Source organism: Variovorax boronicumulans, assembly GCF_030812215.1.
In the GTDB taxonomy this organism is placed as follows: Bacteria; Pseudomonadota; Gammaproteobacteria; order Burkholderiales; family Burkholderiaceae_C; genus Variovorax; species Variovorax boronicumulans_C.
Window position 1 is genome coordinate 245,695 of sequence record NZ_JAUSSG010000002.1, and the last position, 20,362, is coordinate 266,056.

The window sequence follows — 20,362 nt, forward strand, 5'->3', positions numbered from 1 at the left end:
CCGCCTGCGCGCCCTGTCAGCCGGGCGTGCCGCCGTGCTGCAACGACGACGCGTGATCCTCGAAGCTGCCGCGCACCTGCCAGCCTTGCGGGCCCAGCGCCAACACCTTGTCCGACAGGCCGTGCGCGCCCGCCTCCGCCTTGACGTCTGCGGCGGCGGCGCACATGAGATCGAGGATTTTCTCGGCGCCGATCGTTTCGCCCGAGGCGCTGAAGCTGGCCTTGCTGTCCATGAAATAGACGACGTTGCGGCTCGGAACCACCGCCAGCAGTTCGCCCTGGAAGTCCTGGGCGAACTGGTGCCAGAGTTCCGGCAGCAGGAGCATGCAGGCTTCGAAGTCGCTGCCGGTCACCAACGCCTTGTAGAGCACCAGGTCCTGCATGCCGAGTTGCGGCGCCACTTTCTCGAACATGTTGCTCACGGCCTGGCGATGCATCTCCGCGGGGTCGAGGCCCAGCTGATCCATGCCCTCCTGCGTCAGCGTGACGAACTGGGTCGGCGTGTCGATCGCGTAGGTCACAAAGAGGCCGCTGTCGCCCGCAAAGGGATAGGCCACGGGCGTCTGCGCCTCGCGATCGCCGCCCCGCGCCTCGATCTCGTCGAGCATCGGCTGGACCCACTGGAGGAAATCCGCCGTCTTGATGCGCGGGTAGATGGAGGACGGTGAAGGTGGCGTGGCAGACATGGCGATGGATTGTCGGGGCGTCTTCTCGCCTGGCAAGTGCACAAAGTCATGCGTACTTTGGCAGTGCCGCGCGCCGGCTTGGAGAAGGCGGACTGGCAGTCGACCGGCATGCGCCCACCGCCGTTGGTGCGCGATATCGCACCGCCTGTCGGCACGGCGCGCAGCGACGAAGCGAAACCCGCGCGATCCGCGACTTACTAGCGCATTCAGTTTCCCCGCCCGCGCGGACTCTCTCTAAAGTGGACGCCCCTGTCGTTCGGCGACCCACTGTAGGGAGCAAGAAGGCGCCGCTCACGACACGCTTTGAAGAATGACCGCTTCGCCTCGCGGCGGGCCATCGGTGCGATGCGCACTCGGTGGGAAACGCGAGGCACAAAAGGCGACGGCCGAGGTGTGTCAGCACCCCAGCCGTCTAACCACATGACGTGCAACTACTCAGAAAGCGAGCACAACAAATGGCTAAACGAATTATGGCCGGCCCCCCTGCACCGGCACCCCGCAGCAAGTCGCCCAGCGGCACCGCCCCCACCATCACGGACGGACCCAGCGCGGCAGACCTTCTGGAGAACAGGCTGGAGCAATTGAAGTCGCTGCTGTGGTGCTGCTACGGCGAAGGCATCGACTGGTCCGGCGGCGACGGCCCCAAGCATCTGGGGAACGTGATGTGGCTCGCGGCGGATATGGTGGATCAGGCGGCGGAGTTGCATCAGCGGTGCTTGAGCGAGCGGGCTGGGCCGGCCTGATTGATAAGCGCATGCGCCGGCTGACGGCGCATGCGCAGGCACCGCTTCCGACAGACGGTCGCCTGTGGCAGCATGCGGCGGCGGACTCAACCCGCCAGCCCGCTGCAAAAAAGAAAAAAGCGGCAAGAACAAGCGCAGACGGTCCATTTTTCAAGAGGGAGCGCACATGGCAATTACTTCCGGTGTTGGCAAGGCTTTGACTGGCGGATTTTTTCTGCTGGGTGGATTGGCCGCCTCCGCCCAATCTTTTTCATTGGATAGCGTTTTATCCTTGAATTACAGATTCGGGCAACCTGCTTTCCCCGCTGCCGCCTATCGAAATATCAGCGCCGCCGAATTCAGATCAATGGTCCGCAAGGCTTTTCAAGCCTCGGGCTTCACTTTCATTGCTGTAGACGAACAAAAAAACAAATCCACGATTATTCAATTCGAATTTGCTCTTGATCCAAAAATAGGATCAAAGCCAAAAATCCTTGTATCCACCGATGAGTTACTTGACGGCAGAAAAAAGTGCAACCCGTGCTTTTTAAGATTTGCCCAAGTCAGCAATGCTGCAGAAATCGGAGCACTCCCGTGGATGGCGCAATACGATCTAAGCGCACTTCTCGTTCCGGCAATCGACAAGGCGTATTCAAATCTCGAATCCAGCGGGCGCGAGCACCTGGATCCTTCGTTTGGCTTCGGCTACAAGCCTCAATGGAAAGGCGAGCTAAATCGTTTTGGCAATTCGTACACCGGAATTAGTTTGCCTGATCTCAAAGAACTCATTTTCAGTGCATACAGGAATGCCGGCTTCATTCCGATTGACGGCGATATCGACTCAAAGGCTCCCGAACTCGGTTTGACTTTCAGCTTTCCCATAGATCCAGCCAAAGACGGCGGCGCCGTTTACAAATTGAGCATCCGCAGCCAGTACGATGCAAACGGCCACTGTTATCCCTGCGAGGTTGACGAACAATACAACCCATACCAGCGACTTCCTCCGGCGGGTTTGTCCGGGATTTTAAACCGCGCAACCCTCGAGTCCAGATTTTCAGCTGCCAGGAGTACGGCATTCGAAAATATGCGAACTGATCTCGCGCGCTATTTGCGACCTCGCTCCGTATTTTCAGTCCCAGTCAAACCGGCACCCCTTGGCTCGCCTCCCCCTCCGCCCACTCCGATCGTCGTGACATGACGACTCAGGCGCAGCCCGTCTTTGGCAATACCGGCATTGCAATGCCGCGGCTAGAGCATTGGCTTGTCTATATCAATATGTTTACGGCTTTATCAGCCGGAGTGCTGGCATCGTTGTCTGCACCCATGATGCTGGCCGTTCTTTATATTGATATATGGCTGTTTGCCAATCCTCACCTTATTGCAACCTACACGCGCATTCGCCAGATTTCGTCGAGTATCAAAACTCATTGGGTGTTGATTTTTGCCGCTCCGCTTTTAATAGCGGCAGGCTTGACAATCATCGCACTTGCCTATGAAGCAGCCGGGCTGCTGGCTCTCTATTTTGTGCTTCAGGCGTTTCATGTGACTCGCCAGAGTTATGGAATAGCAAGGCGCCACGACCGCCGACTGCAGGCGCCCAATCAAAGGCTGCCTTATTTTTTGATTTATATTTTCCCCCTGTGGGGATACTTGCATCGCAGTGCACAGGCGCCAGAAAGCTTCCTGGGATATCCGATTTGGCTGCCTCCCGTTCCGCAAGAGCTGGCCTTTGCGATAGGAGGTGTGGCTGTTACCAGCGCGTTATTTTGGCTTGCTCGCCTATGGCGCTACAAAAATACAGATCAGAAGAACAATACCTTCAATAGTTTTGTATTTTCCCATTTGTTAATTTCCTTGGTCAGCTACATCTTGATCAACGACATTACCCTGGGCTGGCTGATAGTCAATGTTTGGCACAATATTCAGTATCTGATATTCGTCTACCGCCAACAACGCGGCAATACCAACACGATTGACAATGGCGGCGAACTGGAGAGCGCTCTAGCATTCCCGAGGCCATTGACCGAGACCTTGAAGCGCCCTGCAGCATTTTTTCTGGGATGCTTGGCTTTAGGAGCTATTTTTTATGTCATTGCCGACAGAATTGGTGAAAGCCTGCTTTGGCTGGGATTTCCAACCGTTCTTATTGCACACCTTATTTTGAATTTTCATCATTATTTGGCGGACGGCTTTATATGGAAACGTCGCCGCATGGGCGGGCCGAAGAATTGAATGCCGAGGAAATATTGAGACGCCTGGATAGATCGACAACCCGTGATGATTTTTTCAGTCAGCCGGAAGCCAAATATGAAAGTCGGCATTCACGCCAGTCTCTGTAGCCCAGATATGTCTCGTATAGCCATCGCCCTGAGCTCTCCCTTCGCAGAGCTCAGTAAATGGCTCGAAGGCGAATATGGAGGGGTAATGGAGCACCTTTGGATTGACTTGGAGCTTTACAAGCACGGCGCCCGAGCTGATGGCGCGGACCGGTACCCCTTGCGGATGCAAAAACGAGTATCTGGCCGCTCCCGTTTTGGACTACCGTCGCTGCCTGACAAATTCAACGTGGGCCACTACAGCGTCAGGCCTAACTTTCGACTCATTGCTCGGCTTCCGAAAGATGAAATCTTGCTGTACGTCTTCTCACTGCTTTACGTGTCGACGGTAGTGCTTGTCGACAATGAAAAGCTTGGCGGCTTTGATGCTGCAACATTTCGAGATCGGTTTCTCGAATGGGGCCGACGCTTTGCCTGAGGCCGATATCCACATCAGCCCCGCTCGGAAGCGAAACCACCAGCCCCGTCCTTGGCACTTCGAAACAGGATCACAAGCCCCGAAATCAAAAAGTACACAGCCCCCACCGCCGCATACCCCGCAAACGTCTGCACCACAGGCGCCGCACTCCCCTGTTGCGCCACAAAAAACCCGCCAGCCAGCGCCGACTGCGCCCCGCTGAGCATCATCACCCACTGCCCTTTCTCGCTCTTGCGCCGACGAATCGCCGTCGCCAGCTGAAGCAGCCCCGCAACGATCGCCCACGCCCCGAAGATCGCCAGAATGAGCTGCAGCTTGAGCCCCAGCGAAACCGCCACGGCCACGGTGACCAGCGCGCTCATCCAGACGTTCAGCATCTGCGTGGGGTTGGCCTTGGCGCCGCCGGTCATCCGGGCGTCCCACAGGTTGGCCAGCGCGTCCCATGCGGGATAGACGACGAGCAGCACGCTCGCCACGACGGGCGAGCCCTTGGCGACGGTGAAGGCGAGCGCGACCCACACAAAGGAAAAAGCCGCGCGAGTGAAGTAGAGCTTGCGCAGCCACGCGGCTCGTTGTTGAAGCGGTTGAAGTTGGGGCTGGTTGGTGTCTGGCATGGCAATGGCGGTCAAGGCCGCGAGATTGGGAAAAGAGAAGAAGAAAAAGAAAAAGAGGAAGAAAAACTCGTCGCCCCTGGAGCGGAGCGGCTGCAGCCAATTCTGTTGACGCTGCCCCCGGCGCGGTATCGGTCGAATGACCGACAGGGGCCCGAAAAAACGGGCTGTGCGATGCTGTGCTTTTGCCCCCCTCCGCCCCGCCCCGCCCTCCGTGATGCCAGACAACACCACCACCATCGCCGTTTTCGACGCCATCCGCGCGCTCGCTTTCATCGGCGACCTGAGCATGGGCCAGCCGACCGACCATTCGCTGCGCACCGCGTGGCTCGCGGGAATGATCGCGACAGAGGCCCGCTGCGCCCCTTCGCAGGTCGAGGCCGCCCGGCATGTCGCGCTGCTGCGCTGGTCGGGCTGCACGGCCAATGCGCAGGAGTTCGCGGACTTCCTGGACGACGACGTGCAGGGCCGGCAAGCCATGCTTGCCTCGCAGAAGCCGCGCGCACCGCAACAGCAGCAACAACCACATCAGCAGCCGCGCAGCGCGGCGATACCGGGCGCGATGCTCAACATGGCCAGCATCCATTGCGAGATCGCCGGCGACATCGCGAACACGCTGGGCCTGCTCCCCGACACCGAAGCGGCGCTGCGTGCGATCTTCGAGACCTACGACGGCGGCGGCGTGCCGGGGCTGCTGCAAGGCGACGACGTGCCGCTCGCCACGTACGTGGTGGCGCTGGCGAGCGATCTCGAAATCTTCAGCCGCCTCTACGGGCTCGATGAAGCGCTCACGCTGGCCCGCGGGCGCGCGAACAGCGTGTACCCGGGCGCGCTGGTCGATGCCAGCACGCCCCACGTCGCGACGTGGATGAAAGCGCTCGATGCGCCCACCCCGCCGTGGACCGACGCGGCCGAGCAGCCGGCGTCGATGCTTCAGCGCGTCGGGCTGGAGCTGGTGGGCGACGTGATCGATCTCAAGCTGCCGTGGATGACGGGTTACTCCCGCCGCGTGGCCCAGCTGGCGCGCGACGGCAGCGCGCGCGCGGGCCTGGACGAGGCCCAGTGCCACCGCACGTACAAGGCCGGGCTGATCCACGGCATCGGGCGGGCGTCGGTGCCCAACGCGATCTGGAACGCGCCGGAGCCGCTGCCGGCCTCTTCGCTGGAGCGGCTGCGGCTCGTGCCGTACTGGACCTCGCGTGCGGCCGGGCAAATCGACGGGCTCGCGGCCGAAGCGGAAATCGCCTCCTTCGCTTTCGAGCGGCGCGATGGCTCGGGTTACTTCCGCGGCCGGTCGGGCACGGCGATGCCGCCGGAGGCGCAGTTCGTCGCCGCGGCCGAGCGGTGGGTTTCTCTTCGCACGCGGCGTCCGTGGCGGGCGGAGTTCACCGAAGCCCAAGCGCTGGGCTGCATGAAGGAAGACGTCGAGGCGGGCCGCTTCGATCAGAACGTTGTCGATGCGCTGCTCGCCTGCGCGATGTCGCGTGCGCCTTCGAAATCCGCAGTGGCTCAGCAGCTGCAGCAGCTGCAGCAGCAACAGCAGCGCGGCGAGCAGTCGCTGTCGGAGCGCGAGCTGGAGGTGCTGCGCTGCATCAGCAAGGGCGAGAACACCAAGGAAGTCGCCCGCGCGCTGGGCATCAGCCCGCGCACGGTGCGAACGCATGTCGAGCGGGTGTTCCTCAAGCTCGAATGTTCGACGCGCGCGGCCGCGACGTTGAAGGCGGCGACCCGCGGGCTGATCTGAGTTGAGCGCGGGCTCCGGTCGATAGCGGAGCAAGCAGCCAGTGCGCGCCGTGGCGCCTCTGTTTTTTTCTTTCTGCAGCCAGTGCAACCAGGATGCGATTCGCGCCGGAGTCGAAAGACTTCGCAAGCGGAATCGCTGCCGCCCGGCCGCGCGCGCAAGCTTTCATCGTCACGAACCCTTCATGTCGGCACTGAAGAATCGCGCCTTCAAACGACCTGAGTACAACCTGACCCAACGATGAAAAACGAAAAGAGCGCGCCCTTCCCCACGGTTCCCCTCGATCTTCCCCAACGCCGCGCCTTCCTGCGGCAGAGCTTCGCGACAGCGGGCGTGGTCACGCTCCCGGCCTTTCTCGCTGCCTGCGGCGGTGGCGGCAGCAACGGCGTTGCCTTCCCGCCGATTGCCGGTGCGCCGCCCGCACCTTCGCCCGCTCCGGCACCGCCCGCCGCACAGCCCCCGGTCGAGCCGCCCGTCGTGAAGAAGAGCCCGTTCGCGGAGTTCTCGGAACTGCAGCCCGCCGATGCCAATGGCGTGATGCTGCCCAAGGGCTTCACCTCGCGCATCGTCGCGCAGTCGGGCACCGTCGCGGCAGGCAGCTATGCATGGCATGGCTCGCCGGATGGCGGAGCCTGCTATCCGACCGACAACGGCGGCTGGATCTACGTGAGCAATTCCGAAATCGGCAGCAAGGGCGGCGGCGTGGGCGCGTTGCGCTTCGACGCCAACGGCACGGTGGTCGATTCGTATGCGATCCTGAAGAGCACGTCGTCGAATTGCGCAGGCGGCCCCACGCCTTGGAACACCTGGCTGTCGTGCGAGGAGCATTCCAGCGGCATGGTGTGGGAGTGCGACCCGGCCAAGCCCTGGGTGGACGCAAGCAGCGCCCCGAGCCTGCCGGCGCTGGGCCTCTACGCGCACGAGGCCGTGTGCGTGGACCCTGTTCACAAGACGCTCTACCTCACCGAAGACGCATCCCTTGGCCGCATCTACCGCTTCGTCTGCGATGCGAGCGACTGGCCCGAAGGCGCCCCGCGCGCGGCGATGAAGACGGGCCGGCTGGAGGTGCTCAAGATCAAGGACATCGCGAGCGACATCGACCTGGCCGATCCGGCCAAGCCGTACGCGAAGGACTTCAGCCAACCCCTGCCGGTGGAATGGCTCGACGTCGTCAACCCCGAGAAGCCGCAGGCCGGCGTGCGCGCGAGCATGCGCACCGCGGGCCTCACGCCGCCGGGCGCCGGGTTCCGGAAGGCCGAAGGCATCTGGTTCTTCAACGGCATCGTGTACTTCGTGACCTCCTACAACTCGCACATCTGGGCCTACGACACGCAGAACCAGACGCTCGAGGCGATCTACGACGGCATGAACAAGGACCCCGCCACGCATTCGATCGACGAGCCGGACAACCTGACGATCTCGGCGCTCGGCGACATCCTGGTGGCGGAAGACGCGGGCAACCTGGAAATCGGCGTGCTGCGGATGGAATCGGGCACCTCGCAACCGCTCGTGCGCCTGGTCGGCCACGACGACAGCGAGGTGGTCGGCCCCGCCCTGTCGCCCGACGGCAAGCGGCTGTACTTCAGCTCGCAGCGCGGCACCGGAAAAGGCGGCATCACCTTCGAGATCACGCTGCCCTCCGCGGCGAAGTAAGGCGAGGCGGGGCGACGCGAGGCGAGGCGTTTGCTCGCTCGTTCGCTCTCTCGTTGGTTCGGCCCGGCGCAGGAAGACCGATCGGCGACGGTCGATCCTGCGGCCGATGCGGTTCGCCATATGGCGTAGCCGCGGTTGTCGGCGTAAGCTGAATTCCGGCCGACCAGCCAAGGTGATGGCCCGAGCAACCACCGCTGTGCCGACTTGTACGAAAGGACCTCCCATGTTGTCCGACTCGTCTGTCACGACCATGCTCCCCGTCAAGGACATGGACCGCGCCCGCGCCTTCTACGAGGGGTGCCTGGGCCTGAAGCCCGGAGGCCTGCGGCCCGACGGCAAGTTCGTCTACACGGTGGGCGGCAGCACGCTGTCGCTGTTCCCCAAGCCGGAGGGAACCAAGGCCGACCACACGGCGATCAGCTTCCAGGTCGAGGACATCGCCGCCAGCATCGCGGCCCTGAAGCGCGCCGGCGTGGTGTTCGAGGACTACGACTACCCCGATCTGAAAACCGTCGACCACGTCTGCGTGCTCGGCTCGGAGAAGGCGGCGTGGTTCAAGGACACCGAGGGAAACTTCCTCTGCATTCACGAAGACATCGCAGAGGGGTAGCGGCAACGCGCCGGACGCCGGCCCGACGCCGCTCGACCGGCGTTCGTCGTCACTGCGGGTTCATGCCGACCGGGCGCGTGGGGCGCTGGTAAATTTCGTCGCTCCGACCTCAACCGCCAGGAGCCCCCTCATGACGAAACAAGAACTGCACCGCGGCCGCCTGATCGATCACATCGGGCTGGTGGTTCGCGATCTGGCTGCCAGCAAGGCCTTCTACGCGGCCGTGTTCGACGTGCTGAAGATCCCCATGGGCGGCTCCGACGCGCACAACTTCTGGGCCGATGAACTGTTCGTGTCGGCGCCGGGCAGCCAGGAGGTGCAGGGCCAACTGACCGGGCGCCATCACATCGCCTTCCAGGCGCAGGACCGGGCGATGGTGGATGCCTTCCACAAGGCCGCATTGGCGCATGGCGGAACGGACAACGGCGCGCCGGGCGAGCGCCCCTACCACCCCGGCTACTACGCGGCGTTTGCGCTGGACCCGGACGGCAACAACATCGAAGCGGTGTTTCATGGCGAAGCCGAGCGGAGTGCGGCTTCGGTGCGGATCAGGTATTGATCGCTGCGCGGCGCCTCACGGGGTGCCGCGCTTCTGCTCTGCTTATTTCCTGACGCCCAATTCGGCGATCTCGGCGGCGACCGGGATGCCCAGCGCCTCAGTGAGGGCCATCCACGCGGCCCAATAGCCTGGAAATCCATCGCTGGCGCGCAGCGCCTTGTCGGCCTCTCGGCGCAGCTGCAGCTGCCACTCGTTCAGATGGCCCTTGTCGGCCGCCTTGTCGATCGTGCAGCGCAAGCCGTCGACGACGCCCGGCAAGGCGCGCATCGCCCGCTTCTTCATGATCTCGATGAGGCGACGCATGGCGATGCTGCGGGCCCAGGTCATGTCATCGGTGCATGCGATGCGCTTCACATAGGCTGCCAGGTCGGCCTCGGACGGATTCTCGATCTGGCCCAGGGCATGCAGCAACAGCCACAGCGCACGCACTTTGCGGGCCTCGGGCCGTGTGTCCTCTCGGCGGTCGTTGCCGGCAGGGCCTCCCGCTACCGGAACGCCCCGTGCGCCTTCGTCGCGGTCAGGCCCTTTTTCCGCGGTTTCGATAGAGCGCCGCGCCGCTGCGCCTCGGCGTTCAGGCCGAAAACCGAAGCGGAAAGTAATACTGCCCATCGATTTGTCTTCTTTTGTTGTTCACTAGTTAAATGACCAGTCAACAAATGTTGCACCAGTCGCTCAATGAAGTCCAACGGCCTCGGTTGGAAATCGCTGACGACGCGGTGAATGCGGCGTGAAATCGACAGACGCGAGAAACGGAAGTTGTAGATTCATGGTCACGAACAAGAGGTCGAAATAGAACAACGTCTCTTTGCGTGAGTCCGTCTCCCTTGCAGGCGTGACTAAATTTGCGAAAGCCGCAAAATCTTGCGGCACAACGCGGTCATCTTTGAATCGGCATCTTCAAAAACAGAGCGGCGGGCGCGCAGGCAGCGTTGTTGGCCCGCCAAGCAGGATGCATTGCAGTCCGAGCGATGAAATCATTCCAAGGCGCCTTGTTCGTCGACAAAGGTTATCTACGGCTGGAAGGCTTCCATCCGCAGAAGCAGGTGGCGGGCGTCAGGCAGAAGCTGCTCGACGAGCTCAAGCGGCTGAAGGCGGTGCCCGGAGGCAAGGGCCTGCCGGGTTCGCTGCAACGGCTCCCCCTCTTCCAGCAGATCGGAAAGCTGTCGGCGCTGGTGAAGGCTCCGGGCCTGCACGAGGCGCTGGTAACGCCTGGCCTCATCGACTGCGTCACGCGACTTGGCGGGCGCGCGCCCTCTGCGATTCAGGACACGCAACTGCTGCTGTCGCCGCCGAGCCAGGGCGCTTCGACGCTCGAGGGATTGAACTGGCATGTCGACATCGCGGCCAGGCCGCAAGACCCGCTGCCGGGCGTGCAGGCCTTCTTCCTGATCGACGACGTGGCGCCCGGCGGCGGCGCAACCCTGGCGTTGGCCGGATCGCATCGCGCCGGCGCGCCGGGGCAGCCTTCGGCCGCGCGGCTGCGGGAGGCGTTGAAGACGCCTGGGGACCTGGCGCGCAATCTCGAGCAACTGGGCATCGGCATCGTCGAGATGTCGGGCCGCGCGGGCGACGTGTTCCTGATGGACCTGCGCCTCTTGCACACGCCGTCGGTCAATTCGACGAAGAACGTGCGGATGATGGCAACGGCCCGCTGCTTTTTCTCCAGGAACACCTGAAATCACTGTCGGCGCACGACCGGCAAGGCGGGCCCGCGAGCGGTTGGACATAGGCCGTTTGGACGACTTCATCCGCAAAAAGAACCCGATAAGAATTCGTACTTTCGGCTTCACTGGAGTGTCGCGATGTCCCTGACTTTCCACGATGGAACGAGCTTGCTCTATCGGAACTACACGAATCACAGGGCATGGAACAACACGGCCCTGCTGGGACTGAACCCGGGCCGCAGCTACGACAAGATGCTGATCGACGACTACAACAACGAAGCCAAGATGAAGGAGCTGTTCGCGCGTCCCGGCGCGCAGAACTGCTGCCCGGGCGGCGTCGGCGCCAGCAGGCTGGGCGACTATGTGAATTCGGATGTGCGCAACGTGATCGTGATCAAGGGCCTGCACCAGTGGGTCGAGAAAGTCGGCACGGGCAGCGCGCGCTGGGGCTCCAACTTCCAGCTGCACATCACCTTCGGCCTGGACGGCCAGCTGTGGCACCTGTACGCCACCTACTACGGCGACTCGCAGAAGGTCACGTTCAGCAGCGAGTGCTCGGCCGGCGAAAAGGTCTCGCACACCGACCACGAAGGGTTCAGCAAGCAGGGGCGCAAGAAGTAGAAGAAAAAGCAGAAGCAGCAGCAGGCAAGCGCTCGCCCCGTGCGCGGATGGCGCGGCTCACCCGGCGTCGGGCGGCGCATCCTTCTTCAGATCGGCGAACTTGGCCGCCATCGTCGGGTTGCCCCGCGTCAGCTTCTTGATCGTGACGTCCTGCGCCTTGTCGTTCGCCAGGCGAAGGTTGCGGTCGGTGCCGAGCAGCGCCTCCTTCGTCTTTTGCAGGTGGTCGATCGACTTGTCGATCTCGTCGATGGCGGTCTGGAAGCGCCTGGAGGCCAGGTCGTAGTTCTTCGCGAAGGCGTTCTTGAACGTCTCCAGCTCGTTCTCGAAGTTCGTGACGTCGATGTTCTGCGCCTTGAAGAGCGCGAGCTCCGACTTGTACTTGAGCGAGTTCATCGCCGCATTGCGCAGCAGCGTGATGATCGGAAGAAAGAACTGCGGCCGCACGACATACATCTTCGGGTAGCGGTGAAACACGTCGACGATGCCGGTGTTGTAGAGCTCGCTGTCGGGCTCCAGCAGGGAGACCAGCACCGCGTATTCGCAGCCTTTTTCGGTGCGGTCCTTGTCGAGCTCTTTCAGGAAATCCTCGTTCCTGTTTTTCGTGGCGGTGCGGTCGCTCTCGTTCTTCATCTCGAACATGATCGAGACGATCTCGGTGCCCGCCTCGTCCGCGTCGCGAAAGACGTAGTCGCCCTTGCTGCCGGAGCGCGCGTCGTTGTCCTTCTCGAAGTACGCCCTCGGAAACGCCATCGCCCGGATGCGGTTGAACTCGGTCTCGCAGTGCTGCTCGAGGGTTTCGCCGACCATCTTGGTGGACAGGCGCGCCTTCATGTCGCGCAGGCGCTCGATGGCGTCGTCGCGGTCCTTGATCTGCGTCTCGTACTTGTCCTTGAGCGACTTCTCGGCGAGTTGCTTCTCGAGCTCGGCCCGCCCGAGGCCGCTCCTGAGTTCGTCGCGCTCCTTCTCGACCGCGCTCACGGCCTCGGTGACCGCAAGGCGCTGCGCCACCTCGATGGCTTCGAGCTTGGCCTTCAGGGCCTGGATCTCCGCATCCTTGGCGGCGGCGCCCCGCTCCAGCTCGCTCGCGTGCTTCGCCTGGGCCAGCTCGGCGGCGGCGCGCTTGTCTTGCCTGGCCTGCTCGAGTTCGCTGGCGAGCGCGTCGCGTTCTTTTTCGATGGCGCCCAGGGCCTCGCTCACGGCGAGCTTTCGCGCGACCTCGCCGGCATCGAGGCTGGCCTTCAACTGCTGGATCTCGGCGTCCTTGGCTGCAGCCGCGGCCTGCAACTCGCTGGCGGCCTTGGCCTGGGCGAGCTCGACGGCATTGCGCTTGTCCTGCGCGGCCAGTTCGAGGCGCTCGTGCAGTTGCTTGTCGAACTCGCTGTCGCGAACCTGCTTCAGGATGTCGGCGTAGCCGGCCTCGTCGATCTTGAATGCTTTCCCGCAGTGCGGGCAGATGATTTCATGCATGACTGATTACTCGTTTGTGTGGGGTGCAACCTGCATGTGCGTGGCTGGCCTCGATTCGTTTCATGGCCCGCGCCGCGATTGCTTCAGGGCCGGATCGTGCCACGAGGGTGAATGCCGGATCATGGCCGAGGCTAGACTTGCGCCGTCGGCCAGGACCAGACATCCGCGGCGCCTCTGCCAGGCGGTCAAGAACAGGTCCCTTCCCCTGGCCACCACCCCGCCCATGCACTCGACCGGAACCCTGCGCGGCATCGCCGCGATGCTGTTGGCCTGCGCCTTCTTCGCCTGCATGGACGCACTGCTCAAGAACCTGGCCGGGCACTATCCGCCGGTGCAGGTGATGGCGCTGCGCGGTCTCACGGCCCTGCCCCTGGTGTGCCTGTACATCGCCTGGCGGCGCGAGGCAGCCGGCGTTTTCAACCGCCGAACGCGCTGGCGCCTGCACCTGCTGCGCACCGTGCTCAACATGACGATGCTCGTGCTCTTCGTCCACGGCCTGAAGACCCTGGGCCTTGCCGAGGCCTACACCCTCACTTTCATCGCTCCGCTGCTGATGGTGCTCATCGCGGTGCCGATGCTGGGCGAGTCGGTCCAGCCGCGGCACTGGATCGCCATCGGGCTGGGCTTCATCGGCGTCGTCATCGCACTGCGGCCCGAGCAGGGAGCTTTTCTCTCGGCGGGTGCCGTGGCGATCCTGGTGGCCGCCGTCTGCTATGCGCTGTCGAACGTGCTGGGCCGGCTCATCAGCCGCACCGAACCGAGCGCCGCGCTGGTCTTCTGGGCCACGGCCGGCATGGCTGTCGGCGGCGGTCTGCTGTCGGCACCGCAATGGGTGCCGATCCAGGCCGGGCACACGTGGGTGCTTGCAGGCCTGGCCATCAGCGGATTTCTGGGCCAGCTGGCCATCGCCGAGGCCTTCCGGCACGGACAGGCCGCTGCCATCGCCCCTTTCGAATACAGCGCCCTCGCCTGGGCGCTCGTGCTGGACTGGTTGTTCTGGCAAGCCACGCCCGATGCATGGACGCTGGGCGGCGGCGCGCTGATCATTGCGAGCGGGCTGTGGTTGGCGCGAAGCGAGGCGCCGAGGTCTGCGGAGAAGAAGCGGCAGGCGGTTTGAATTGTGGCGAAGCGCGTATGTGAAGCCACATGTTGTTGTGGCGGGTTCAAGCGAGGATCTTGAATGGCTGGATGACGGGTTGGGGTGGAAGCTCTGGACGCGGTGAGAGGCTACGGTCGGCCATGAGCGGACATCGGTCCTGGTGACCGCTCGAAAGGATCAGGTCGAACCGCCCGAGGCCGGCCCCACGCGCCATGGTGCAGATCGACAGCAGCGCCGCGAGCCCAGCGCAAACTCTGTCAATGCGGTACTTCAGGGTTCATAAAGTCGACCAGTTGCCGCCACGCCCCGAACGGTCCTGCGATCGGGCACATCAAGCCGAGTGGCTCGAGCATGTAAAGCGGCCGTAGCTTCAACTCGCGCAGCAAACCGGCATCGAGGAGGGGCCGCACGAAGTTGAGCGGCAGGAACGACAGCAGGTTTTCTTGCTGCGAGAGCCACCACAACATGGCCGTTGAGCGAGTGACGACCGGATAGGTGCGGATCGGGTGAGGCAGGTTCGCGGTCAATTCGTCGAATCGCTCACGGGCGGCCGAACCCGCGGGGGCGAGTAGCCAGGTCTCGTCGACGAGTTGCGGCCAGCCCAGGGAACGCTTGCGCGCCAGCGGATGGTCTGCGCGCGCCAAGACGGCGAAACGATCTTCGCGCACCGGCATGAAGTGCCAGCCTTCCGGGATCACGGGAGGCCGTCGGCATGCCACGAGATCTGCCTCGCCACGTGCGATGGCCAGCAGCTGATCGTCCCCTTCGGCTTCCGAGAGGTGAACGGTGATATCCGGATGCCGTTGCGCGAAGCGAGGCAGCACGTCGAGCAGGAGCCCGTTCATCGCGCCGACCGAGGCGACGAGGCGGATGGCGCCGCCGATGCGTTGCCGTCGCGCGGCGACGACCTCGGCGCCGTCGGCGACGCCGATCAGCATGCGACGCGCAACGGGCAAGAGGTCTTCGCACGCCTGCGTGGGCCGCACGCCGCGCGCATGCCGCTCGAAGAGCTGAACCTCCAGCAGCCGTTCCAGGTACGCGAGGCCCTGGGTCACCGACGACTGCGTCATGCCGATCGAGTCCGCCGCCCGCTGGAGGCTGCCCAGTTCTGCCACTTTCAAGAGGATCTGCACATGCCGAAACTTGCCGCGCGCGAGCAGGCGGTTGAAGAGGACGGATGCGTCATGGCTCAAGGTATCGGCAAGTCTAATGGGAGATCGCTGTTTTTAATTTGTCGCCGATAGCTTGCTTAGGGATGATGGCAACTCCACAAACAGCGGGCAGCAAGCCACGCACAGGAGACAAAACGTGAAAAAACCATGGCCGCTGCTCGCGGTTGTCTGTTGCCTGCTCGGCGCCTTTCCGGCCCATGCGCAGGACGAGGTCTGGCCATCCAAGCCGATCCGGGTGATCGTGCCGACCCCGCCCGGCGGCGCCTACGACCGCACCATGCGACCGCTTGCGCAGGAGTTGGCGTCGTTGCTCAAACAACCGGTGGTGATCGACAACAAGCCTGGTGCTGGCAACATCATCGGCGCCCAGGCGGGCGCCGCGGCCCCACCCGACGGCTACACGCTCACGATGACGGGCATGGTGAACACGATCGCCCAAGGCATGTACGACAACGTGCCCTTCAACATCGTCAATGACTTCACCCACGTCGCCATGATCGGCGGCGGCGCGCAATGGCTGGTGGTCAACAGCCAGTCCGGCATCGAGTCTTTCGCCGATCTGATCGCCCGCGCCAGACGCGAGCCAGGCGCGATCAACTACGCGAGCTCGGGCGCCGGCAGCACCGGCCATCTGTTGATGGAACTGCTGCAGAAGGCGACACAAACCTCGTTCGTGCACATCCCCTACAAGGGCGGCGCGCCGGCGCTGATGGATGTGCTGGGAGGCCAGGTCGCTGTCACCGTGATTCCGCCGAGCGGGTCGATGCAGTACATCCAGAGCGGCAAGCTCAGGGTGCTGGCCGTGTCCAGCCCGAAGCGCACCCCCGAGCTCCCTCAGGTTCCGACCTTCGAGGAGCTGGGCTACAAGCAGCTGACGGTGATCTCCTGGGTGGGCCTGTCGGCACCGAAGAAGACGCGGCCCGAAGTCGTGCGCAAGGTCAACGAAGCAGTGCGCGAAGCGATGATGAGGCCGGAGCTGCAAAAGAAGCTCGACGCCGAAGGCATCACGCCGATGACGATGACGCCCGACGAGTTCACGCGCGTCGTCAAGAGCGACACCGAGCGCTGGGGTGCACTGACACGCAGCCTGCAACTCAAGGCCAACTGAAACCCGAGCCCATCCCTCATGCCTTTTGTCACATCGAACAAACGCGACATCTACTACGAGCGCCACGGCGCCGGCCCGGCGATCCTGTTCCTGCACGGTGCCGGCTCGAACGCCGCCACCTGGTGGCAGCAATTGCCGGCCTTCACGCCGCAGTACACCTGTCTCACGATGGACATCCGCTGCTTCGGTCGTTCGGTGGCGCCGCCGGAGGAGTTCTCGCTGGAGCTCTTCGTCGGCGATGCCTTGGCGGTACTGGCGCGCGAAGGCATCGAGCGCGCGACGGTCGTCGGCCAATCGCTCGGCGGGATGATCGGGTTGCGGCTCGCGCTGCGCCATCCCGAGCGCGTCGCCGCGTTCGTCGCGTGCGACACGTCGCTGGCCATCGATCACCCGACGCTGGTCGACAGCATCGAGCGGCGCTTCAAGACAGTTTCCGCGGTAAGCATCGAGCAGCGCTCGCTGGGCGCCTGGTTCTTGAAGGCGCAGCCCGCGCTTGCAGCGCTTTACGCGCAGATCAACCACTTCAACCCGAGCGCTCACAGTATTGCGCCCGAAGCCTGGCGCGAGGCCGTACTGCGCCTGAACCAGCCCGAGAACCTGCTCGCCGTCGCAGAGATCGACCAGCTGGCTTGCCCGACGATGTTTCTCGTTGGCGCCGAAGACCCCATTGTTCCGCCGGCGGTCATGCGCGAACTCGGCCAGCGCCTGCCAGGGAGCGAGGTCGTCGTCGTCGAGGAGGCCGCGCATTCTGCGTACTTCGAGAAGCCGCTGGAGTTCAACCAGACGGTGTTCGACTTCTTGAGACGACGCGCCGACTCCTAGGTCTGCTGTGCAGCGATTGCTGACATCCCTCGGCTTCGCGCGAATGGGTACTATCGGCGCAACCAGACATTCGCCGAGGTGGCCAAATTCGTGAAGCCGACGTTCGCGGCGCATTCACACCAAGAGAGCGCGGGAAACGGGGCGTTATTTTCTACGCCGCATCTTCCGGCATGCCATCAACACCAAATTCCACACCGCGCTCTTCCAACTTCGCGCGCGCTGCGTGGTGCACCACTCCGCGTTTGCGCGTGTCAGACTCCAGCAGCCTGCGTAGGGTGGCTTGGCTGACGTTGGCATTGCGCACCACTTCCATTCGTACGCCCCAGAATTTGTCATTCGCGAAACGATCCAAGATCTCTGCGTCTGCATCCGGGTTCATTGCCGCCGTGGCGCGTATAGCTTGATTGGGGTCAGCCAAAAAAGGCTCGAGCTCAACTGCATTAGCTGCAGCACTGGCAGCAATGTAGCGACGCTCCTCTGCATTTTTCTGTTCGGTTGTTTTTTTGACCATTACGCACTCAAAGGGATGAACGCATCTAGCTTCGCATACGCAATGGCTGATGCATACGAATTCCGGCTGCGCTAGTCGGATAACTATCCTAAGGTCAGACCGTCATCCAAGGATTCGAGTGAACGCTGTACGCTCTCGACGATGACGGGTGTTGGCACTTTCGCGACGGCGCCGCGACCGGCTACAGTCGGCCAATACCGGAAGTTCGTCACACCTCTCCAGTTGTCCTCCAGCGGCACCTCGCTTGCGCTTCCGCCTTGACTACAGTCGGCCGAGACCGGCCAGTCGACGGCGAGGCAGAATTCGCCCCACCGCGACCATTTGGTTTCAGCGGATCCATCCAAAATCGAGGGCTCATATCCATGATCGAGCGCAATGAAAATGACTGGCGCTGCTGAAGTTGACGCCACGATTCGCGAGGTTCGGTGTGCTGCTGCAATGCGCGGTGCCAGCGCGGTTCAAGCGCTTGACCGAGCGCTGGCAGACCTCGTTGCCCGTCCCACTGCTGCCTATATTGGGCCGCTTCTTCTATTACTGGATGACGAGGCCGACTATGACGAAGCCATGTTCTCGCTCATCCATGTGGCAGAGGCGTTCACCGACGATGAATACGTCGCAGGGCTTCTTCAGGTCCTGTCTGACATGAGAGCGAGAGCTCCCAAGTGGGCTTCGATAGTGCTGATGCGTGTTCTGAACAGTGCGTCTGCCCGAGCTGCGCTTGTTCGAAAGCTTCGCGAGACCGATTCGCCGACGAAGCAAGCTTCGTTGTGGTTGTGCGAGCGCATCAACGAACGAAGCCCAACGTTTTTGGCCAAAACCACTGCTGTCATGCTCGCGGCGCAAGCTGCGTGACAGACGGTTGTCGGCCAACACCGGTCATTTGCGACGGCACAATGTGGACAAGGAGCGGACAGTCACAATGGATGAGGTAGATGCACTATTAAAAGCCATCGAGATAGGCCGTTCCCGTTGGGGCGACACACTACCGACCCTTTGGTGGAATCTTGAAGGCGGGGAATGGAATGTGACATTTGATTCTGAAGTGACGTTCCGATTTCGTCAGAGCGATGGCCAGCTGATTGACGATACCGATGGTTTGGATGCAGTGGCAGCCTTTCGCGCGGCAAGAAGCCACGCCCTGCGCGAGGGCCTCCGATGGGGCCCGGCTTTTTCTATCGGCCGCAAATCTGGTGAATGGTATGTTGGTGATAGGCAGTCCCAATTGGGAGGCCAGATCTCTATCGTCGTCGGCGCTGACGGCTCAATAAAGTCGACGTCGGTCAATCCGAAGTAGAGGCGACTGTCGGCCAGAACCAGTCCTTCGAGCCCTGCATGATGTCGAACTACAGTCACTTATGGGACGGCACCGAGCCAGGCTGGGTACTTTTGCAGGTCCATCGCCAGACATCGACGATCGCGGTGCTGTTTGATGAGCCCGGAGCGACTCCTCTAGAAATCCAGGCACTACGCCGTGTGGTGCCCGAATTCACTGCACTGCCTGCACAGCAAGCTGTCCTGCAGCTTCGCGGACGTCGGCGCATCGACCTCGGCGAAATGGAGTCCCGGGAAGCCCGAAGGCTGATTGAGACGCTTTGGGACTGCGGCCTACGTGTGGAAGAGCAGGCGCTGGACCGCAGTGGTTACCTGCCGTTCAACGAAGTTTCGAAGTTGGCACTGCTCATTGAAGATGAGGTTGAAGGTAGAGCAGTGGCAGCCGAAGCGTTGAGGCAAGGAATCCCGGTTCGACAGGTCGAGAGCTAACTCACTTCAGCAGGTTGGGCTACTCAAACGACCGGGACGACTGGCTGCTCTGGAGCAAGCCCGACTTCCGCTTTGGCCCTTTTGCGACATTCGCTGAAACCCAAAGCAGACTTTGAACAAGATGCGCGCTGGTCCAACACTTAGCCTTAGCGTGCACTACAGGGCCTATCAAGTCCTGGGGCGATGCGCGATGAAGTAGGTCAGTCTTCTACGCTTATCCTGGCGGTGAAATGGAAAATCTAAGTAAGGAAATTTTCATGGATGGACGTCTTGCTTTCTTGATTGCCACTCTTGCTTTGGCCGGATGCACTTCGCCGGGGTCGCGAGTTCAAAGTTATGCCGGCAAGCAGTTGCCCCCCGAGGAAGTGGCTACTGTGTTTTCAACGATGGGTGGACGCTATGGGAATACTGTGATCTGTTCAGTAGATGAACAGCCAGTGAGACCGATGGGTGGTTGCGCGAATGTGATCTACGTTTTGCCTGGTTCCCATGTTCTTGGATGGCGTTACGATTCATACGGAACGGCGGGCAATGGGAAGCTCTTACTCAGGGCCGAAGCGGGACGCATCTATCAGCTCAATGCATCGCCGCTTGGAGAAGTGAATGGGAAGCTGACGGGAATGGCTCAGACCATGCCGATGGCGCCGGGCAGCAAGCTTACTTATCGCAACGTGAATCCGGGCTATGTACCATCCGGTGCCAAGCTGGACGATATCGTTCCCTACGGAGCTAATTGACTGCAGTTGGCAGGACAGCAAAACGTCCGCTGTTGGCCGCATTCTGCCTGTCGCAACCGTAGCGA

The 20,362-nt window shown here is 62.3% G+C and carries 23 protein-coding genes; 17 read left to right on the forward strand and 6 right to left on the reverse strand.

The window, feature by feature from the left end:
• Positions 1-16 precede the first annotated feature (16 nt).
• Complete coding sequence (locus tag J2W23_RS07340; RefSeq protein WP_176656720.1) at positions 17-685, reverse strand: hypothetical protein; 669 nt, start codon at positions 683-685, stop codon at positions 17-19.
• A gap of 455 nt (positions 686-1,140) precedes the next feature.
• Here J2W23_RS07340 and J2W23_RS07345 point away from each other — a divergent pair, with 455 nt between their 5' ends.
• The 4 genes from J2W23_RS07345 (at position 1,141) to J2W23_RS07360 (ending at position 4,161) form a co-directional block, all read left to right on the forward strand.
• On the forward strand, positions 1,141-1,428 hold the full coding sequence (locus J2W23_RS07345; RefSeq protein WP_307648227.1) for a hypothetical protein: 288 nt from the start codon (positions 1,141-1,143) through the stop codon (positions 1,426-1,428).
• Positions 1,429-1,594: 166 nt separating this feature from the next.
• Entirely contained in the window at positions 1,595-2,605 is a 1,011-nt protein-coding gene (locus J2W23_RS07350; RefSeq protein WP_307648228.1) for a hypothetical protein, read from the forward strand.
• On the forward strand, positions 2,602-3,639 hold the full coding sequence (locus J2W23_RS07355; RefSeq protein WP_307648229.1) for a hypothetical protein: 1,038 nt from the start codon (positions 2,602-2,604) through the stop codon (positions 3,637-3,639). The genes J2W23_RS07350 and J2W23_RS07355 overlap by 4 nt, the downstream gene beginning before the upstream one ends.
• Before the next feature lie 75 nt (positions 3,640-3,714).
• Complete coding sequence (locus tag J2W23_RS07360) at positions 3,715-4,161, forward strand: hypothetical protein (RefSeq protein ID WP_307648230.1); 447 nt, start codon at positions 3,715-3,717, stop codon at positions 4,159-4,161.
• Positions 4,162-4,175: 14 nt separating this feature from the next.
• Here the strand turns inward: J2W23_RS07360 and J2W23_RS07365 are convergent, their stop codons facing one another.
• A complete protein-coding gene (locus tag J2W23_RS07365) occupies positions 4,176-5,030 on the reverse strand; it encodes a DUF308 domain-containing protein (protein ID WP_307648231.1) in 855 nt (284 codons plus the stop codon).
• Between J2W23_RS07365 and J2W23_RS07370 the strand changes: the two genes are divergently transcribed.
• The 4 genes from J2W23_RS07370 to J2W23_RS07385 all read left to right on the forward strand — a co-directional run bounded on the left by J2W23_RS07370 (position 4,990) and on the right by J2W23_RS07385 (position 9,335).
• Positions 4,990-6,516 (forward strand): HD domain-containing phosphohydrolase, encoded by a 1,527-nt coding sequence (locus tag J2W23_RS07370; protein WP_307648232.1) that lies wholly within the window; start codon positions 4,990-4,992, stop codon positions 6,514-6,516. The genes J2W23_RS07365 and J2W23_RS07370 overlap by 41 nt on opposite strands.
• Before the next feature lie 237 nt (positions 6,517-6,753).
• Positions 6,754-8,166 carry an alkaline phosphatase PhoX gene (locus tag J2W23_RS07375; RefSeq protein ID WP_307648233.1) on the forward strand — a complete coding sequence of 471 codons (1,413 nt, stop codon included), beginning with the start codon at positions 6,754-6,756 and terminating at the stop codon, positions 8,164-8,166.
• Between the two features lie 223 nt (positions 8,167-8,389).
• Positions 8,390-8,776: a VOC family protein gene (locus tag J2W23_RS07380; RefSeq protein WP_307648234.1), complete on the forward strand. Its 387-nt coding sequence runs from the start codon at positions 8,390-8,392 to the stop codon at positions 8,774-8,776.
• Positions 8,777-8,906: 130 nt separating this feature from the next.
• The gene (locus tag J2W23_RS07385) at positions 8,907-9,335 is read left to right on the forward strand and encodes a VOC family protein (protein WP_176656715.1); all 429 of its coding nucleotides are present in this window, start codon (positions 8,907-8,909) and stop codon (positions 9,333-9,335) included.
• A 42-nt stretch (positions 9,336-9,377) separates the two neighbouring features.
• On the opposite strand, the gene J2W23_RS07390 is transcribed toward J2W23_RS07385, so the two are convergent.
• Complete coding sequence (locus J2W23_RS07390) at positions 9,378-9,944, reverse strand: phage protein GemA/Gp16 family protein (protein WP_307648235.1); 567 nt, start codon at positions 9,942-9,944, stop codon at positions 9,378-9,380.
• A 359-nt stretch (positions 9,945-10,303) separates the two neighbouring features.
• Between J2W23_RS07390 and J2W23_RS07395 the strand changes: the two genes are divergently transcribed.
• Positions 10,304-11,011 (forward strand): phytanoyl-CoA dioxygenase family protein, encoded by a 708-nt coding sequence (locus tag J2W23_RS07395; protein WP_307648236.1) that lies wholly within the window; start codon positions 10,304-10,306, stop codon positions 11,009-11,011.
• A gap of 126 nt (positions 11,012-11,137) precedes the next feature.
• A complete protein-coding gene (locus J2W23_RS07400; protein ID WP_176656712.1) occupies positions 11,138-11,620 on the forward strand; it encodes a hypothetical protein in 483 nt (160 codons plus the stop codon).
• Between the two features lie 57 nt (positions 11,621-11,677).
• Here J2W23_RS07400 and J2W23_RS07405 read toward each other — a convergent pair whose 3' ends face one another.
• On the reverse strand, positions 11,678-13,087 hold the full coding sequence (locus tag J2W23_RS07405; RefSeq protein ID WP_307648237.1) for a DUF2130 domain-containing protein: 1,410 nt from the start codon (positions 13,085-13,087) through the stop codon (positions 11,678-11,680).
• 223 nt (positions 13,088-13,310) lie between these two features.
• Here J2W23_RS07405 and J2W23_RS07410 point away from each other — a divergent pair, with 223 nt between their 5' ends.
• Positions 13,311-14,204, forward strand: coding sequence for a DMT family transporter (locus J2W23_RS07410; protein ID WP_307648238.1), 894 nt, complete (start codon positions 13,311-13,313; stop codon positions 14,202-14,204).
• 239 nt (positions 14,205-14,443) lie between these two features.
• Here J2W23_RS07410 and J2W23_RS07415 read toward each other — a convergent pair whose 3' ends face one another.
• Complete coding sequence (locus J2W23_RS07415) at positions 14,444-15,379, reverse strand: LysR family transcriptional regulator (RefSeq protein WP_307648239.1); 936 nt, start codon at positions 15,377-15,379, stop codon at positions 14,444-14,446.
• A gap of 115 nt (positions 15,380-15,494) precedes the next feature.
• Here J2W23_RS07415 and J2W23_RS07420 point away from each other — a divergent pair, with 115 nt between their 5' ends.
• Both J2W23_RS07420 and J2W23_RS07425 read left to right on the forward strand, forming a co-directional pair.
• A complete protein-coding gene (locus J2W23_RS07420; protein WP_307648240.1) occupies positions 15,495-16,466 on the forward strand; it encodes a Bug family tripartite tricarboxylate transporter substrate binding protein in 972 nt (323 codons plus the stop codon).
• Positions 16,467-16,484: 18 nt separating this feature from the next.
• A complete protein-coding gene (locus J2W23_RS07425; protein WP_307648241.1) occupies positions 16,485-17,288 on the forward strand; it encodes an alpha/beta fold hydrolase in 804 nt (267 codons plus the stop codon).
• 151 nt (positions 17,289-17,439) lie between these two features.
• Here the strand turns inward: J2W23_RS07425 and J2W23_RS07430 are convergent, their stop codons facing one another.
• The gene (locus J2W23_RS07430; protein WP_176658103.1) at positions 17,440-17,799 is read right to left on the reverse strand and encodes a hypothetical protein; all 360 of its coding nucleotides are present in this window, start codon (positions 17,797-17,799) and stop codon (positions 17,440-17,442) included.
• Between the two features lie 375 nt (positions 17,800-18,174).
• Between J2W23_RS07430 and J2W23_RS07435 the strand changes: the two genes are divergently transcribed.
• The 4 genes from J2W23_RS07435 (at position 18,175) to J2W23_RS07450 (ending at position 20,297) form a co-directional block, all read left to right on the forward strand.
• Positions 18,175-18,651, forward strand: a complete 477-nt coding sequence (locus J2W23_RS07435) for an Imm30 family immunity protein (protein WP_307648242.1) — start codon at positions 18,175-18,177, stop codon at positions 18,649-18,651.
• 67 nt (positions 18,652-18,718) lie between these two features.
• Positions 18,719-19,093 carry a hypothetical protein gene (locus tag J2W23_RS07440; RefSeq protein WP_307648243.1) on the forward strand — a complete coding sequence of 125 codons (375 nt, stop codon included), beginning with the start codon at positions 18,719-18,721 and terminating at the stop codon, positions 19,091-19,093.
• A gap of 38 nt (positions 19,094-19,131) precedes the next feature.
• Positions 19,132-19,560 (forward strand): hypothetical protein, encoded by a 429-nt coding sequence (locus tag J2W23_RS07445; protein ID WP_307648244.1) that lies wholly within the window; start codon positions 19,132-19,134, stop codon positions 19,558-19,560.
• 257 nt (positions 19,561-19,817) lie between these two features.
• Positions 19,818-20,297: a hypothetical protein gene (locus J2W23_RS07450; protein ID WP_206175401.1), complete on the forward strand. Its 480-nt coding sequence runs from the start codon at positions 19,818-19,820 to the stop codon at positions 20,295-20,297.
• The last annotated feature ends 65 nt before the right edge of the window (positions 20,298-20,362 follow it).

Bases quoted from the DNA above. Each gene is read 5' to 3' on its own strand.
- J2W23_RS07355 (WP_307648229.1), top strand. From the start codon at position 2,602: ATGACGACTCAGGCGCAGCCCGTCTTTGGCAATACCGGCATTGCAATG.
- J2W23_RS07375 (WP_307648233.1), top strand. From the start codon at position 6,754: ATGAAAAACGAAAAGAGCGCGCCCTTCCCCACGGTTCCCCTCGATCTT.
- J2W23_RS07435 (WP_307648242.1), top strand. From the start codon at position 18,175: ATGAAAATGACTGGCGCTGCTGAAGTTGACGCCACGATTCGCGAGGTT.
- J2W23_RS07450 (WP_206175401.1), top strand. From the start codon at position 19,818: ATGGATGGACGTCTTGCTTTCTTGATTGCCACTCTTGCTTTGGCCGGA.
- J2W23_RS07430 (WP_176658103.1), bottom strand. From the start codon at position 17,799: ATGGTCAAAAAAACAACCGAACAGAAAAATGCAGAGGAGCGTCGCTAC.
- J2W23_RS07445 (WP_307648244.1), top strand. From the start codon at position 19,132: ATGATGTCGAACTACAGTCACTTATGGGACGGCACCGAGCCAGGCTGG.
- J2W23_RS07345 (WP_307648227.1), top strand. From the start codon at position 1,141: ATGGCTAAACGAATTATGGCCGGCCCCCCTGCACCGGCACCCCGCAGC.
- J2W23_RS07350 (WP_307648228.1), top strand. From the start codon at position 1,595: ATGGCAATTACTTCCGGTGTTGGCAAGGCTTTGACTGGCGGATTTTTT.
- J2W23_RS07400 (WP_176656712.1), top strand. From the start codon at position 11,138: ATGTCCCTGACTTTCCACGATGGAACGAGCTTGCTCTATCGGAACTAC.
- J2W23_RS07370 (WP_307648232.1), top strand. From the start codon at position 4,990: ATGCCAGACAACACCACCACCATCGCCGTTTTCGACGCCATCCGCGCG.
- J2W23_RS07440 (WP_307648243.1), top strand. From the start codon at position 18,719: ATGGATGAGGTAGATGCACTATTAAAAGCCATCGAGATAGGCCGTTCC.
- J2W23_RS07365 (WP_307648231.1), bottom strand. From the start codon at position 5,030: ATGGCGTCGAAAACGGCGATGGTGGTGGTGTTGTCTGGCATCACGGAG.
- J2W23_RS07340 (WP_176656720.1), bottom strand. From the start codon at position 685: ATGTCTGCCACGCCACCTTCACCGTCCTCCATCTACCCGCGCATCAAG.
- J2W23_RS07405 (WP_307648237.1), bottom strand. From the start codon at position 13,087: ATGCATGAAATCATCTGCCCGCACTGCGGGAAAGCATTCAAGATCGAC.
- J2W23_RS07410 (WP_307648238.1), top strand. From the start codon at position 13,311: ATGCACTCGACCGGAACCCTGCGCGGCATCGCCGCGATGCTGTTGGCC.
- J2W23_RS07425 (WP_307648241.1), top strand. From the start codon at position 16,485: ATGCCTTTTGTCACATCGAACAAACGCGACATCTACTACGAGCGCCAC.
- J2W23_RS07385 (WP_176656715.1), top strand. From the start codon at position 8,907: ATGACGAAACAAGAACTGCACCGCGGCCGCCTGATCGATCACATCGGG.
- J2W23_RS07395 (WP_307648236.1), top strand. From the start codon at position 10,304: ATGAAATCATTCCAAGGCGCCTTGTTCGTCGACAAAGGTTATCTACGG.
- J2W23_RS07360 (WP_307648230.1), top strand. From the start codon at position 3,715: ATGAAAGTCGGCATTCACGCCAGTCTCTGTAGCCCAGATATGTCTCGT.
- J2W23_RS07390 (WP_307648235.1), bottom strand. From the start codon at position 9,944: ATGGGCAGTATTACTTTCCGCTTCGGTTTTCGGCCTGAACGCCGAGGC.
- J2W23_RS07380 (WP_307648234.1), top strand. From the start codon at position 8,390: ATGTTGTCCGACTCGTCTGTCACGACCATGCTCCCCGTCAAGGACATG.